We start from the raw sequence: 15693 nt of genomic DNA, 5'->3' as shown, positions 1-15693 counted from the left end.
CTTAAACACCGCGTCTTTAAAACGCTTAGCATCATCAACTAAGCTCTATTTTTAAAAAAAACACTCGAATCTTCAACAAACCTTCTGACCATGTTCAACTCATCATTTTGTGTTTTTAACACAGAGTTCAAAACTTTACCTTTAGTGCTTCTTGCGAAATCAAGATTTTCAAGTCCGTAAGCTAGACCATACCTGTTTTCAGCATTGGGATGCCAGTCATTTTCTGAAACACTGCTCTCGGGAATAATGATGGAATCTGCGCCACAAAGTGCAGCGTATTGTGAGTAATTTGTGTAAATATCATATGAATAGAAAGATTTAACTCTCTTGAAAATTTGAGCAACCTCCACATGTGATTTACCGTCGATAAGAACTGAGTCGGACAAATCGTGCACAATTTTCCTGTGCTTTCCCTTCCTTAAACAGTACGCAGAGCCAGATCTGCTTTCATATGGTAATGCATCATGTAGATTATAAATCTCTAATGGCGAATGCGTTATATTAAGCCTGTTTTGAGAGACAACAGACCCTGGGTAATTAAAACCATCTGCAAAGTTATTATAATCGACATAAAATTCACCTGATCCAAAAAAAATATTACTGTTATGAAAGCCCGGTTTGTGTAAAAACCACCTAACTACATTTTTTGCTTTTAGCGGGTTTCCAAAAACTATTTCAGGATAAATCACTACATAATCATCACCCTTGATATCACTTAAAGCGCTATTAAATAAAGGGGTTTTAAAGTTTTTATTTGTTTTATAAACGACTAACTTAGATTTTATAAATGACTTTAATAAAGTGTAGATTACATCTAATACATTAAACTTATTCGCTTGTAAGTTTTCGAAGTAAGGATATAAATAACATTCATAACCTAGTTGATTTATAACTGAACAAAGCTTATGTAAAAGAATGGCTCCCCCAGAATTTTCATCATAAGATGGCGCAAAAACAATAAATTTCATTAAATTACTCTCTTTTAATACTTGTAAGAATAAATGCTTTTAAATCACTAAAAGCATTTAACTTCAGATAGTACGCAAAAACTAAATAGGATACAGCGCCTAAAGTCGCAAATAAAATGACTTCTATCAGATAGTGCCAATGCAACAAGCTTTGAAAAAAATAGATAACTAGAGCGATTAGAACAGCAAGTATAAAACTAGGAGCAAAATCTAGAAACTGCTCAACCAATGAATAGTTAATAAGCTGAATAGAATAGTAACTGTTACAGAAGTATGCAATGAAAGATGACAGCACTTGCCCGAGCAGAATCGCCTCTACCCCCAGATTTAGTGTAATGGCAAGAATTGATATGGAGATTGAAACTTTTATGACTTCTAGCTTCAAAAACAAATCTGACCTTCCTCTAACCTTTAAAATATTAAGATTTATTGCATGTAGTGGGTAAAAAACAAAACCTAAACACATAATCTGGAAATAACTGGAGGCAGCCCACCACTTTTCAGAAAAAATCAATTTAAACAATGGTTCTGCTAATGCAGCTGTAACAAGAACAGTAGGGAAAATAATAAAAACAGATACTCCTAAAATTCTTCTATATGCTAGCTTTAGCCGAGAAGTATCATCTTGGATAGAAGACAATACAGGATATGTAACATTTTGAATGGCATAAACAAGCTGCCCCATTAAAACATCAAGCATCCTCTCAGACAAATAATATAATCCTGCCGTTGTTGTACTATAAAGCTTTGCAATTACAGCTGAAAAAATATTTTTTGCTAATATTGATAACACGCCAGAAATAAATAATTTGTATCCAAAATTAAGTATCTCTAAAAAAAACAAATAATTAACAGAAAATTTTGGTCGCCAAGTAGACTTATTCCAAAAGAAAATAGTAATTAATACTGACGATGAAATCATTTGCCCAATTAAAGCCCAGACTCCCAACCCCAAATAACCCATTGCAATTGCTATTAATCCAGAAACCATGGAAGCAGGCAGCGTAATTTTGACTTGAGATTTGAAATCTAAATTTCGTGTCATGATTACAATTTGAATCACTTGGAAAGCATTAATCACAACAACCAAACCAGACACTTGAAGTAGCGCTGTTAACCTGGGCTCATGATAAAAATCAGCAATCCATGGCGCTGCAAAACATAAAGCTATATATGCAATAAAACCTAAACTTAGATTCAGAAAAAATGCAGAACTTAGATCTGAATCCGAAACGTCTGGAAGCCTTACAAGCGCCTCTTTAACCCCAGAGTCCATCATATTTGTGGCTAATGCTAAAAATAACGCCATCATTGCTAATAGCCCAAAGTCTTCGGGAGCTAAAAAGTAAGCAAGTAATAATGTGATTAGTAAAGAAATTGCACGCCGGCCAAGTTGCTCGGAAAAGTTCCAGATGACACCGGTTGTTGTTTTTTTAGATAAAGACACTTTTAGCCTGCATATTCTCAATCAAGTTAATCATGAGATGGGTTTTTATGAAAAATAAGGACTTTCAGGCATTTATGAAAATGTAGTCGCGTTTACATCTAAAATTTCTATTTAGAGTAATTTAGTAAAAACTTTACTATCAATCTCACAGCCAATTATTAAATATTAATCCAGCTTCCTATCTGAGCTGACTCACTAACTTTCTCTAGAAATCTGATACCTTCCGCCGCAACAACTGTACCGTGAACATATTTATTACTTCTCGTTTTATTCTTTTTGAAAGACCTCAAGTCATCAGCTATGTCTGCATATAAATTAGCAAATGCTTCAATAAATCCAGAAGGGTGCCCCGCTTTAAAACGGTTGTACCTTGGCTCTTGAGCCGTCTTTGCTTCGCTTGAACCCCTGTCCAACACGTAATAATGTCCATCATTATCAGCCCATCGAAGATCCTCAGGCTGCATTTGATACCACTCAGCACTGGCTATACTACCAAAGACACGTATGCGTAACCCGTTGCGCTGTCCTAATGCTGTTTTTCCCCACCAAGCCTGTACTCTCAACTCATCTTGATATTGTGCCAGGCAATAAACATTGTCTACCAGACCATTAAACTGACCATAACTAGATTGGTCACCAACTACTTTTTGTGGCTTATTACCACCAGTTAGAAAATCTACTAAATGATGGATGTGCACGCCCAAATCCAGTGAAACAGTTGGAACTAAAGCATCACTTCGACGCCAGTCTTGTGGATTTGCACCTAAACGCAAGAAACCTTCCTGAGGCATTTCAATATGAATTTGCTGGATTTTTCCAAAACGACCTTCTGAAATCATGGTTTGCAACTCACGAACCATAGGGTAGCCGGAATAATTATAAGTTACAGCTAAGTAACCATTATTTTTACTTACCGCGGCATCTATCAAAAGACATTCTTCACTTGATGTACCAAGTGCCTTTTCACAAATCACGGGGTAACCAGCCTCTAAAGCAGCAACTGCAATTTCAGCATGACTAGGCGTCGGTGTTAAAATAACTATCGCATCCAGATTTGACTTTTCAGCATCAAATAGCTGTTGCCAGTTATCATAGATACGATTGGCTGCAACCCCGTAGGTTTGGGCAGTTAGCTCGTTGTGTTTAGTATTACGACTGAAGCAGCCAGCCTCAACACGAAAGTGGCCATCTAACCGACTTGCATTAAAGTGTGTATACCCTACTGCGGAATTAAGTGCCCCACCAACAAATCCGACACGCAATGGCTCAATCGATTCAAATGTCATAACAAAGAGACCTCAATTACATTTACTCACTAAAAAGTGAGTGAATATGAAAACTATATGTATAGCTTCTTAAATAAAATACATTACTGATTCAGACCAACCTTGAGTGTAATGGCGGAAGTAAATTTTATAGTCTGGGTTCAGCGACAAGATATAACGTGGCACATCTCTAAAATCAGATGCGCCATGATAAACAGAAATTGCAAGCTTAGGCCTATCTTTCACAATATGTTGCTCACACCCAGCTAGCGCTTTCATTTCCCAACCTTCGAGATCCATCTTAATAAAAGAGACAGGCTCATTTACTGCATTATCAAGTGTAGTCACATCAATAGACTCACTGCCTGCCTGACTTACGGCAGAAGCAGACCCTGCATCTGGATTAAAATATAAGCGCCCAACACTATCAGATAATCCAACCTCTAAAAACTCTATATTCTGCAGTTTAGCCAATCTAACTTTCGCTGCCTGCATATTTCGAATTGAAGGCTCGAACAGAAATACTTTTTTATAGTCTGGATATCTACTACAGAATTCTTCAGTAGTGTCGCCATCAAACCCACCAGCATCAACAAACACCTCATTCTGATACATCATGAAGTCTTCAAGGTATTGATCTTTCAGCCGAACCTGATACTCATGCATGTAAATTGGATTAGGATTTAACCTATATCTAAGTACATCTATAAACACTTCTCTAGACTCTTCATCAGACATTAATTGATAAAGATTGAACCACTCATTTTTAAATTTTAGGTAGTCTTCACGTTGCTGTTCTACAAACCAAGGCAATGAAACTTTTGCATTTGGATCATTTAAAAGCTCACTTATTGCAATTACATTATTCAATCCAGCTTTTTTTAAGTTGTTTTGTACCGAAACAGGACTAATTGAAGTCGAACAATTTACAACTATTGACTCTGATGGGACATCTGAAGTTTTAATAATAGGTACCCCGTGCCAACTATTACTATGGGTATCGTAATCATCAATTAAACCATCAATGCTCATGAGCTTGATTAGCTCTTCTGACTGTTTATTCTTACCAATAACATAACGAGCAACTTTAGTATTGCTCATGAATGAATTTATAAGCGCCTGATTACTGCTTTCGAAGTTAATTGCAGAATCTACAGTTGAAAAAAATTCCTCTTTACTAAGTTTCAATTTATTCATAATTACTCATTAATGATGTATTTGATAAAGCGTGCGTTTTAGCGTGCTCGAATAACAGTCATCAAAATCCTCTTGTGACTGCTCTTGTAAAAATAAGATTCCAATTCTGCCAAATGGACTCGCTTTAACATAATCCCCAGCGAGGCTAATTGGAAATAATTTTTCAATATTTACGGCACGATTAAACTTAATCGACCCAAAAAAACCATCTACAGGCTGAGAGATTGTATGCCTCATTACCAATGACTTCTTATTTTGATAATTAGTTAATGGTGATATTTTATTGATAAATGGTGAAACATAAGACTCAACATAGTTAAACGATGTTGAAAACTCAATTAGTTGACTATACAAATCACCAGGGCAGCGTCGAGTAACTTCAATCAGCCAATATTTTTGGCCTTTTCTTATAAACTGAGTATGAATCAGACCATCAATAAGGCCAAGTTTGGCAGCCATCACCTCTATTGAATGACGAATATGAGTAAGCATTTCTTGTGGGAAGTTGTAATCAACCTTACTGGTGTCCACAACAAATGGGTTTGCCGTACCATGCTCCTCTACGATAAAGTCAACGGCTATTTTTCCATCCACAATGAAAGCCGAATGACTGTACAACTGTCCTTCAACGTACTCTTCAATAATATATTTCTCTAATTTGGAGAAGCTTTTTGCGTGATTAATATAATCATCCAGGTTAGCTTGCTCAGACGCATGAACCACTGTTACACCACGTCCACTAAAAGCATCAACAGGCTTTACAATCATTGGCCAATTATTACCTACACTTTCCCTAGTAAAGGTTTTAGGCACCGGCAATCCAGCTTCAATTGCGAACGCCCTAAACTCTTCTTTATTATTGATTGTTTGAGTGTTTTTTAATGTCTCTATTCCAAAAAAACCAATCTCTTCGCTCAGCTTAGCACTAATTAAATAAGAGAGGTCATTACATCCCGGCACTATAAAACTGATATCTAAATCAGATATTAATTCACGAACTAAGTGAATCTGTGAATAATCAACATTTATGTAGTTTTTAGCCTTTTTTGCTAAATAGTCATTTGGGTTTCCCCCAACCACATACACTTCATAGCCTTTATCAATCAAGTAGTCATATATAGGAGCCGACGACAAATTTGTATCAATTAACAGGACTCTACTCATCGTTAAACAACCAACCTTATAACATTGCAAATTTCATCTACGTCTGAAAAGTCGAGATCAGGATATATAGGCAAACAAAGTACTTTGGATGCTAAGTCATTAGCTAACGGTAAATTGTTTACATGTGCAGAGGCCATATCTTGATACATAGGAAAATTAGTAATTAACGGATAAAAATATCTGCGCGAATAAATTCCATGATCCTTAAGTATCTGATAAAGAGCATCTCTACTTTGTGGATAATCGGCTTGAATTAATATTGGAAAATATGAATAATTTAAAACAACATCCTTATCAGCATCCAAGAAATGGATACCCTTAACATTTGCCAATTGCTTCCGATACCTGCTATCAATTTCCTTGCGCTTCTCAATCATGGCATTTACATTCTTGAGCTGTAATAATCCAACCGCAGCATTATACTCACTCATTTTTCCGTTAATACCAGGTTCAGTCACTGTTACTTCATCAACAAACCCAAAATTCTTCAATTGATCAATTCGTAATTTAGTCTCTGCATCCGGACATACAATTGCACCACCCTCAAAAGTATTAAACACCTTTGTTGCATGAAAGCTTAGTACTGAAAGGTCACCATGCCTAAGAACACTACCACCGGCATCCTTCACACCAAAAGCATGAGCAGCATCATAAATAACTTTGAGCTGGTATTTATCAGCAATTTTGCGAATTGCCTCCACATCACAAGGATGCCCGTAGCAATGAACAGGCATAATGGCGGTAGTTTGAGAGGTTATAGCCTCTTCAATTTTAGAAGGGTCAAGATTTAACGTATCAGGATCAATATCAACGAATACAGGTTTTATACCGTTCCACAGTAAAGAATGTGAAGTTGCAACGAATGAATAAGGTGTAGTAATTACCTCACCTTTAATGTTCAAAGCTTGCAATGCAGTTACTAAAGCTATAGTACCGTTAGTGAATAGAGAAAGATGCTCAACACCTAAATACTCACAAAGCTCTTTCTCTAAACGTTGGTGAAGAGGGCCACCGTTAGTTAGTATTTTATTCGCCCATATTTCTTCCAAAAAAGGAATAAGGTCTTGCAACGGTGGCAAGTTAGGCTGAGTAACATAAATAGGTTTGCTTATTTTATCCATTATTATCAATCAGATTTTTTTGATTCGATTGTGCAACTTCGTTCACCAGTGCATCAATCTCTAACTTAAGAAGTTCATATTCATGCATTTTATTACGCAAAAACCTAACAGTTACTTTGGCTTTCTCTTCAACGCCTTTGGGGGTTAACAAGTACATATAAGCCAATTTATTTTTGCTGTTACGGAAGTTGCTTACTTTTAACACGCCAACAGCCATTAAGGCTTGAAGGCAGAAGTTTGCTTTACCCAAGCTAATCCCTAGCACTTCAGCTAGTTCACGTTGAGTTATTTCCGGCCTTAGCTCAACCAGTTTAAGTATTTTGTAGCGGTACTCATCTGTTAGCATAATGTTAAACAGCAACCCCACGTTCATCGATTGAACAATATATGGAGTATATATTATGCCCCAATAAAAACATACGTGTTTATAGCTTGTAGCCCATTGCTTTATAAATCATCACTCATTAAGAGCCTTTACGCTTTAACTTGTACATAAAATATTAAGAAAGATTAATACTTCTAATAAGCACTGCCTGTAAATTTCTTAATGTCCCTTAACTGCCTTTTGGTTGGACGCCCTGCACCCCTATCTCGCTGGGCGAAATCATGCTCTCCCGTGAGTTTTGCATTTTCGCGTTTGGCAATGCTTTCAGTAGTTTCGTTATATAGCAACGCTGCTTCTGGCGCTCCTCTGCGCACGTTAGATAGCGCCTGAACATTGACTTCAATTTCAAAGTCTCGATTACGAATGTGAATCACTTGGCCAATGTGCACTTCTTTTGCTGGTTTTACGCGATCCCCATCTACATGGACTTTGCCTGTGTCGATAGCCGCTGTGGCAAGGCTGCGTGTTTTAAAAAAACGCGCAGCCCATAGCCATTTATCTAGTCTGCATTTGTCTTCTGCTTCGTTTGCCATTTTCAATCAACTTAATGCATGCCTAAGCGGGCCGTTTAGGCGAGTTAGTTTCTAGGATTGTTTTAAAGTCTTTAAGCACGACTTCTGCCATGACATTCACAGATTGCAGTTGATGCCCTGTCAGGTAGAGAATACCGTCAGCGACATTATTCATGGTGGCAATATGAAACTGGCCTTGCTCAACGGCTTGAATCACTTCATCACTGAGTACGAGGTGGCGCATATTACGCTCTGGCATCAACACCCCTTGTTTGCCATCCAAGCCTATTTCTTTACAAACTCTATAGTAGCCTTCAATTTTTTCATTTAGGCCGCCAACAGGTAATACTTCTCCGTGTTGATTTAACGCGCCGGTCACCGCAATACCTTGCTTAATTGGCACTTGTGCAAGTGATGACAACAACGCAAACAACTCCGCACAGGAGGCTGAATCACCATCCACGCCGCTGTACTCTTGCTCAAACACCAGTGAGGCCGTGAGGTTGAGCGGGTTTAAATGTGCAAAATTAGTATGCAGCCAACTTTGTAAAATCATCACACCTTTATCGTGGGTAGGCCCGCTCATTTTTACTTCACGGTCTATGGTGAGCACCCCCCTGCTACCAGGGTAGCAATTTGCTGAGATACGCACTGGTGAGCCAAAGCTTGCCTCAGATAAATCGATATGTGTCAGGCCGTTAATTTGGCCGATACATTCACCATGCACACTGATGATAAGTTCTTTATCTACGATAGAGTCGCGCATGTGCGCTTCAATATAGCTGTGGCGCGCATATTTGCGGGCAATGGCTGATTTAACATCTTCAACCGTCACAAGTTCAGCACCGCGCAGGCTGGCTGCTGCGGCACTCTCTAAAAGCAACTTTTCCAGCACTGCAAACTTGGTGCTCAACCTCGTCTGATCCTCAATCAAGCGATGCATGGCCTGCAACAATGCCGCGACAGCATCCGCAGTCACATGACGGCAGTGATGTTGCTGGCATTTATGTGCAATAAAGGACGCATATGCAGCATAATTTTCAGGGCTAGCTTTAACCTGATCGGCAAACTCAATCTTAATGGGGAAGTAATCAAAGAAATCAGGCTTAACACCCAGCAACTCATAATAATCTTCACGTGTAGCAATCAACACGATTTTTACTGATACCGGTATTGCCGCCTGCGCATTAATCAAGCTACTGCCCTGATTGCTACTGCTGCTTAAATCTTCAATCTGCAAAGTGCCGTTACGGAGGAAGCGATGCAACTTTTCAAGGATATGTGTACCATTTTGCTCATCGGCAAGAATGTCGCGTAAATGTAGTAACAGCGTGCCGCCATCTGCGCGCATTAAATTACCTGCGCGTAAACGCATAAAGTCGGGAGTATTACTGGCTTCGCTGGCGCCTTCTATGCCGCCAAACAAAGATTGCAAGCTAGGGTCATTATCGTAAACCACTGGCGCATGCTGTGTGGCGTGGTGCTCGACTAGCACATTGGCACGGTAGCGGCCAAAAAAGCTCTCAGACATTAACGCCTCGAGGTTACTTTCACCCTCTGGGCTTGTAGTAGGTTGCCAGTTTTCCAGCGTTTCTAATATATCTTTCTGCAGAGTACTAAAATAATGCGCTGGAATTTTATCTTGCTCTATCAGCGTCAGGCTAGCTTTAACTGTGTTTAACTGCGCCTCAACAAATGTTTGTAATGGAGCGATAGAATTTTGCTGCACTTTAGCATCTAACAAACTGGAGATATCTTTGGCAAATACACGTACAAAACTATCTAGCGCTTGTTTAAGCTGCGTACCTGCACCAGCTGGTAATTTAATAAACAAAGGCTTGCCGCTGGTTTCAAACTGATACAAGGCGACTAAATCACTGGCTGCCGGCCACTTTTTTGCAGCCTCATGCATTACGCCTAACATTAACGTAGTACGGCCTGAGCCCGGCTCACCTAACGCGAGCAAATTAAAACCGGTCTGCTGAATGCTAAGTCCGAATTCGGCAGCTTTTTTCGCCTCGGCTTGTGCCACCCAGGCCTGATATTGTGCACTATCGTGTGCTTCAGCACTGAGTTCAGATGTATCGGCAAAGTTGAATTGCTCTAATGCTACATTAATCGTTAGCGCTTGAGGTGTTAGTATTTTTTGCATATTATTTTTCTATACTCCAGCGATCACGCGCCGTATCGTCTGCTGATTTAGCCTCTATCCAGTGCTCACCTGTTGAGTTTGCTTCTTTTTTCCAGAATGGCGCTTCTGTTTTAAGATAATCCATCATAAATTCACAGGCAGAGAATGCGTCACCACGATGCGCACTCGTCACGATGACCAGCACAATTTGATCGCTAGGCTGCAGCGTACCAACACGGTGCACGATTAGAGCGTCCATGATATTCCAGCGGCTTTTTGCTTGCTGAATAATAGCCGTAAGCGACTTTTCCGTCATACCGGGATAATGTTCAAGCGTAAGCTGTGAAACAGTATCACCATCGTTTAAGTCACGCACCAAACCAACAAAGCTCACCACTGCGCCAATATCTTTGCGTGCTTGGCGTAACTGATTGATCTCAGCGCCGATATCAAAATCCGCTGTTTGCACTCTTACTGTCATAGTTTTATCACATCAGTGTAAAGCAAGCGCATTAACCACCTGTCACTGGTGGGAAAAAGGCTACTTCATCGCCATCATTAATAACAGCTTTGTCATCCACAAGCTCATGATTAATAGCTGCGCGCACTTTCAGTTTACCCATGAGCATTTGCCCCCAAACATCACCACGTTTAGCGAGCACTGATTTCAACTTTAAAATTGTCAGCGCATCATCCGGTAGCTCTAAGTCTTCTGTTGAATATTTAAGCGTTTCTTTTAATCTTGCAAAATAAAATAATTTAATTTTCATTGGGTTACTTAGTTTAATTAATCCGTTTTATCATCTACAACATCGAGCAAATCTAGTGTGCTATTAGTTAATTCTACACGTTCAATTTGTGCAAATCTCTGTGAAATTTTCTGGCTAGAAATATGCACATCTTGTGCGTTCTCATGCGCTTGACGAATATTGTCTGCCAGCTTTTTCATGCGCAGGTCAAAACGTCCAAAATCTTTACTGAGTTTACCTAACTCTTCTTTAATAACGTGCACTTGTTTACGTGTTTCCACATCTTTTAAGACAGCTCTCGCGGTATTTAGTACGGCCATTAACGTTGTAGGTGAAACCACCCAAACACGTTTATTCATGGCATAGGTAATCACATCAGCATGGTATGCATGCAACTCAGCAAACACAGCCTCAGCCGGAATAAACATAACAGCGCCATCGGAAGTCACATTGGAAATAATGTACTTGGTCGCAATGTCATCCACATGTTTTTTAACATCTAATTTAAACTGTTTTTCTGCAATCAGTTTTTCTGCTTCACTGAGTTTGTTGTCCAGCATGCGGTGGTAATTTTCCAGCGGGAATTTACTATCAACTGCCACCACGCCTGTTGGCTCAGGTAAAAACAATGCGCAGTCGGCACGCGTGCCGTTTTCAAACGTATGCTGCATTGCAAAAGAGTTGACGGGCAATACATTGCGTACCAAGGCCTCCAATTGCACTTCGCCAAAAGCACCGCGTGAACGTTTATCACCGAGCAATTCCTGCAAGCTAACCACATTGGTGGTTAAGCCATCAATTTTCTTTTGCGCTTCATCAATGGTCGCTAAACGCGCCATCACATCCATAAAGGTTTGATTGGTCTTTTTAAAGCCTTCATCCAAGCGTTCAGAAACCTTGCCGCCGATAAGCTCTAACCGTCCATCCACTGACTTGGTTAGCGCTTCAATACTTGCGGTTAATTGCAAAGTGGCATTGCGCATGGTTGACTGAATCAACTCCTGCTCTGCTTTACCCTGCTCAGCTAATGTGGTGTGCAGTTTTTCCAGCACAGTTTCGCGGGTTTGGGAGAGGCTATTGTTTTGCGCTAATTGCAAAGCCTGCATTGCATCTCGCGTTGCTTGCAGCTCAGTTGCCACACTGGCGCGCAAGCGCTCGCTGGTTTCATTGGTAGCGCTGCTTAACCTGTCACCTAGTTTATTGAGGCCATCGTTAAAATCCAGCAACATGGCGCGATGCTTTTCTTCTAGCTGTTGCAGTATAAGCGCGTTGTGATCAACCTTGCTTCCTCGCCACATCTGCAATAGAAGTAACACAAGAACAGCAAAGACAGTAATTAATATAATGATTTGTAACATAGGCTAAATTATACCCGATGCTTGTTTAGCTTCTGTATAAATTCGCGGCTTTAACATAGATTACGACATAAACTTACTGCTTATGATTCTGCATACAAACAGCTATCTGCAAAAAATTTAAAAAGAGCGTTTTTAAAATGCGCAGGATTATGCCAAACTTAACTTTATTACCACTCTCGTTAGGCTTATCGTGCTTAAACTCAAATTACTGCTAAACCAGCAACTAGCCAATATTACGCGCAGGCTACATAACAATTTTTATTTGTATTTGAGTGCACTGCTCACAGTGCTAGTTTTATTAGATGCCAGCGTGTTTCATGTGGGTGAAAACATGCGCGACCGGGCGTTTGACATGATGGTAAAAAACCGCATCATGGTACCCAAACCAGACTCGGATATTGTCATTGTAGACATCAACGAGGCATCGTTAAGCGCAATGTCTGCAGAGTACGGCCGCTGGCCTTGGCCTAGGCAGGTACTTGGCGAGTTCTTAGAAAACATCGAAGCACAGCAACCTAAAGCCGTTGTGTTTGATATTCTGTTTAGCGACCCTGACATCTACAACCCAGACAGCGATGCCTATTTTAACGAGGTGATTGCCAGCACAAAAAACACCTTCTTCCCCATGCTGCGTTTGGCAGAGGCAAGTGATAATTTAAGCCAAGTCACTCCTAATATGATTCCTGGCATTAAACGTGCTGGGCCAGACCAAACAGGAACAACACAACCGATTGCCATCGTGCTGCCACACTTAGCAGCAGCGCTTAACTCTAGACATTTAGGGACACACAATATTTACCCAGACAAAGACGGCATCGTGCGCGAGTACAGGCTCTGGCATGATGAAAGTGGCTGGATCTTGCCATCTTTACCACTTGCGGTAGCCAACTTCACACAAGCCAATTCAGCCACCCTGCCGCAAAACATGCTGATTAACTGGCGTGGCAAACCATTTACTTACCAATTTGTCACGTTTAGTGATGTGTATGCCGACATGGCAAGCAAAGTGAAAAAGCGCCCGGCGAATGAGTTTAAAGACAAAATAGTGATTATCGGCTCTACCGCACCATCGCTATTTGACCTAAAAGCTACCGCGATGGCGAAAGCTCACCCCGGGGTGGAGATACTGGCAACCGCTATTGATAACGTTAAACATGATGACTACCTAAAAGTATGGCGCGGAAAAACACCATACATCCTGATGAGCCTAGCGCTCGTTTGGCTCACTGCATTAGCATTTTTCCACAACGTAGATCGCGATAAAGTCACCAGAATTTTTAGTAGCAGCCAAATCATACTGATTACGTTATCTTACTTGGCGATTAACTTCACAGATACTTATCTAGACTTAACTGGCCCTATTACATGGGCAATTTTGTATTTCAGTGTGGCTAAAATATATGCATTGGCTAACGACAGGGCAATGCAGCGCTTACTCGCCAACGATGTAGAATCAGGTAAAAAAGGCGCAGCAATTTTACTTATGCCGATTATGTTTGAAACACGAGAACCATTGAGCGATAGCTTGCTCAAAAAGTTACAGTACAAAATTGAGCAGCGCCTCCAGCACCGCGCCACTGTGGAAATTTTAAAAGGGACACAAAGTGGCATATGGGGGCTATTTAGCGACATGATTATTGTGAGCTGGGCTTATGCGCATGACAGCGAAGCCGAAGCAAGCCAAGCCATGCAGGATGCAACAAAACTTGGCACGCAATTGGCTCAACTATTACAAGGCACAGGTATTCCGGAAGACACGACTGCGCGTTATACCCTGCACAATGGAACATTAAACACAGAAAAACCAATGGCAAATCAATGGCGCGGCCTGTTTGCTCAAGCTATTATCAAGTTAGATATATTAGAAAGTGGAGCCCAATGAAACATTACTTAAAACATGCACTCATTCTGAGTAGTTTAGTGCCCCTGCTTTATGCAGGCATGTGCGTAGCTGCCGAAAAAGGCAGCGCTCTTAAGAACGACAGCTTGCGTAGCGAGCCGTTTGTAGATGCCAAAGTCACTGGCAGCTTTGCACGCGGTGAAAATTTGGAAATCATCAAAAAACAAGGCGCATGGCTACAAGTAAAGTCGGCAAAAGGTTCTGGCTGGGTACGTTTACTATCAGTCAAACGCGGCGCTGCAAGTGCAGGTAACCAAGCAGCTGGAGTACTTGCGGTGGCTAGCGGCAGAGCTGGAACTGGGCAAGTGGTATCCACCACAGGTGTTCGCGGCTTGAGTGAACAAGAATTAAAAGCAGCTAAATTTAATGAAGAAGAAGTTAAAACATTAGAAAGCTATACTTTAAGTGCAGATAAAGGCCGCGCTTTCGCCAAAGCAGGTAAATTGAATAGCATCGCATTTAAGAACTTAAAAGAAGCGAAAGGCGGTACTGAATGAACGCTAAACCAAGAGTGACCAGTATTATGTCCACCCATAAACGCAACCTAATCTCCACCCTACTTGCATCTCTGCTGGGGCTAGTTAGCCTGCAAAGTGCAGCCTTTGATTTCAAAGGCGCGCTAAAAGATGCTGTAGAGAAAGAAATCGGCCAAAAGACTGACAGCCAAACTAACCCAGCCGAGGCAGCGAGCAGCACAGATAGTGCAAAAGCTAACAGCACCACAGCCAGCCAAGAAGCAGCTTTTAACTGGAAAAACCCGAGCACCACAGAAGAAATCAGCCTTGGGCGGGAAATTGCAGGAAATCTATTAGGTGCAGCGCCGTTAGTCAAAGACGCGGCGCTACAAAAATACGTTAACTCAGTGGGTCGTTGGGTTGCCTCACAATCTGAGCGCCCAGAACTGCCTTGGCGTTTTGGCGTGATTGAGAGTGAAGACTTAAATGCGTTTGCCGCGCCTGGTGGTTACATCATGCTGACCAAAGGTTTATATCGCAAGCTTCAAAATGAAGCACAACTAGCCGGTGTTTTAGGGCACGAGATTGCTCATGTCGTTAAAAAACACCAGCTCAAAGTGCTGCAAAAACAACAACTGCTAAGCATGGGTGCGGGATTATTAAGTGACAAATACGCAAAAGACAACGCCCTTATTAGCAAAGCAATTGGCAGTGGCGCCGAAATCAGCGCACGTAGTCTAGATAAATCAGCAGAATATGAAGCCGATCGCTTAGGTTTAAGTTACGCAACACGTGCTGGTTACGAGCCCTATGGTTTAGCTGAAGTATTGCAGACACTTGGGCAATCCAGCAGCAATGATGCCAGTGTTGCTTTATTATTTAAAACCCACCCTCACCCAGATGAGAGACTCACTGCGCTAAGTGAATCTGTAGGCTCACAGTTAGATAAAATAACTGGCAAAACGCTGGAAAATAGATTTTATCTACTGAAGTAATGAGTGATGTATTGAGGTAAATGCTAGCCATGCATACAGTAAACAA

The 15693-nt window shown here is 40.8% G+C and carries 15 protein-coding genes; 3 read left to right on the top strand and 12 right to left on the bottom strand.

Translation table 11 applies throughout. From position 1 onward, the window contains the following. Nucleotides 1-38: 38 nt before the first annotated feature. The 12 genes from VGD82_RS03160 to VGD82_RS03105 form a co-directional block, all read right to left on the bottom strand. Nucleotides 39-968 carry a hypothetical protein gene (locus tag VGD82_RS03160; RefSeq protein WP_331019005.1) on the bottom strand — a complete coding sequence of 310 codons (930 nt, stop codon included), beginning with the start codon at nt 966-968 and terminating at the stop codon, nt 39-41. 4 nt (nt 969-972) lie between these two features. Then, nucleotides 973-2415: a lipopolysaccharide biosynthesis protein gene (locus tag VGD82_RS03155; protein ID WP_331019004.1), complete on the bottom strand. Its 1443-nt coding sequence runs from the start codon at nt 2413-2415 to the stop codon at nt 973-975. A 158-nt stretch (nt 2416-2573) separates the two neighbouring features. After that, nucleotides 2574-3701, bottom strand: coding sequence for a Gfo/Idh/MocA family oxidoreductase (locus tag VGD82_RS03150; protein WP_331019003.1), 1128 nt, complete (start codon nt 3699-3701; stop codon nt 2574-2576). A 69-nt stretch (nt 3702-3770) separates the two neighbouring features. Beyond that, nucleotides 3771-4877 carry an FkbM family methyltransferase gene (locus VGD82_RS03145; protein WP_331019002.1) on the bottom strand — a complete coding sequence of 369 codons (1107 nt, stop codon included), beginning with the start codon at nt 4875-4877 and terminating at the stop codon, nt 3771-3773. A gap of 9 nt (nt 4878-4886) precedes the next feature. Then, a complete protein-coding gene (locus VGD82_RS03140) occupies nt 4887-6041 on the bottom strand; it encodes an ATP-grasp domain-containing protein (protein WP_331019001.1) in 1155 nt (384 codons plus the stop codon). Nucleotides 6042-6043: 2 nt separating this feature from the next. After that, entirely contained in the window at nt 6044-7162 is a 1119-nt protein-coding gene (locus tag VGD82_RS03135) for a DegT/DnrJ/EryC1/StrS family aminotransferase (RefSeq protein WP_331019000.1), read from the bottom strand. Beyond that, nucleotides 7155-7508, bottom strand: coding sequence for a MarR family EPS-associated transcriptional regulator (locus tag VGD82_RS03130; RefSeq protein ID WP_331018999.1), 354 nt, complete (start codon nt 7506-7508; stop codon nt 7155-7157). The genes VGD82_RS03135 and VGD82_RS03130 overlap by 8 nt, the downstream gene beginning before the upstream one ends. Nucleotides 7509-7681: 173 nt before the next feature. Next, nucleotides 7682-8080 (bottom strand): RNA-binding S4 domain-containing protein, encoded by a 399-nt coding sequence (locus VGD82_RS03125; RefSeq protein WP_331018998.1) that lies wholly within the window; start codon nt 8078-8080, stop codon nt 7682-7684. A 22-nt stretch (nt 8081-8102) separates the two neighbouring features. Next, a complete protein-coding gene (locus tag VGD82_RS03120) occupies nt 8103-10211 on the bottom strand; it encodes a Lon protease family protein (RefSeq protein ID WP_331018997.1) in 2109 nt (702 codons plus the stop codon). A gap of 1 nt (nt 10212) precedes the next feature. After that, on the bottom strand, nt 10213-10671 hold the full coding sequence (moaE, locus tag VGD82_RS03115; protein ID WP_331018996.1) for a molybdopterin synthase catalytic subunit MoaE: 459 nt from the start codon (nt 10669-10671) through the stop codon (nt 10213-10215). A 31-nt stretch (nt 10672-10702) separates the two neighbouring features. Next, complete coding sequence (gene moaD, locus VGD82_RS03110) at nt 10703-10960, bottom strand: molybdopterin converting factor subunit 1 (protein WP_331018995.1); 258 nt, start codon at nt 10958-10960, stop codon at nt 10703-10705. A gap of 17 nt (nt 10961-10977) precedes the next feature. Continuing rightward, complete coding sequence (locus tag VGD82_RS03105; RefSeq protein ID WP_331018994.1) at nt 10978-12297, bottom strand: DNA recombination protein RmuC; 1320 nt, start codon at nt 12295-12297, stop codon at nt 10978-10980. Nucleotides 12298-12487: 190 nt separating this feature from the next. Between VGD82_RS03105 and VGD82_RS03100 the strand changes: the two genes are divergently transcribed. The 3 genes from VGD82_RS03100 to VGD82_RS03090 are packed head-to-tail and all read left to right on the top strand — an operon-like array spanning nt 12488 to nt 15647. Next, nucleotides 12488-14179, top strand: coding sequence for a CHASE2 domain-containing protein (locus VGD82_RS03100; RefSeq protein ID WP_331018993.1), 1692 nt, complete (start codon nt 12488-12490; stop codon nt 14177-14179). After that, a complete protein-coding gene (locus VGD82_RS03095; protein ID WP_331018992.1) occupies nt 14176-14694 on the top strand; it encodes an SH3 domain-containing protein in 519 nt (172 codons plus the stop codon). Before VGD82_RS03100 ends, VGD82_RS03095 begins: the two co-directional genes overlap by 4 nt. Beyond that, entirely contained in the window at nt 14691-15647 is a 957-nt protein-coding gene (locus VGD82_RS03090) for a M48 family metallopeptidase (RefSeq protein ID WP_331018991.1), read from the top strand. The genes VGD82_RS03095 and VGD82_RS03090 overlap by 4 nt, the downstream gene beginning before the upstream one ends. Nucleotides 15648-15693 lie beyond the last annotated feature (46 nt).

Source organism: Methylotenera sp. (assembly GCF_036401095.1).
In the GTDB taxonomy this organism is placed as follows: Bacteria; Pseudomonadota; Gammaproteobacteria; order Burkholderiales; family Methylophilaceae; genus Methylotenera.
The sequence above is the reverse complement of the archived record's forward strand: the minus strand, read 5'-3'. Positions and strand labels throughout refer to the sequence as shown.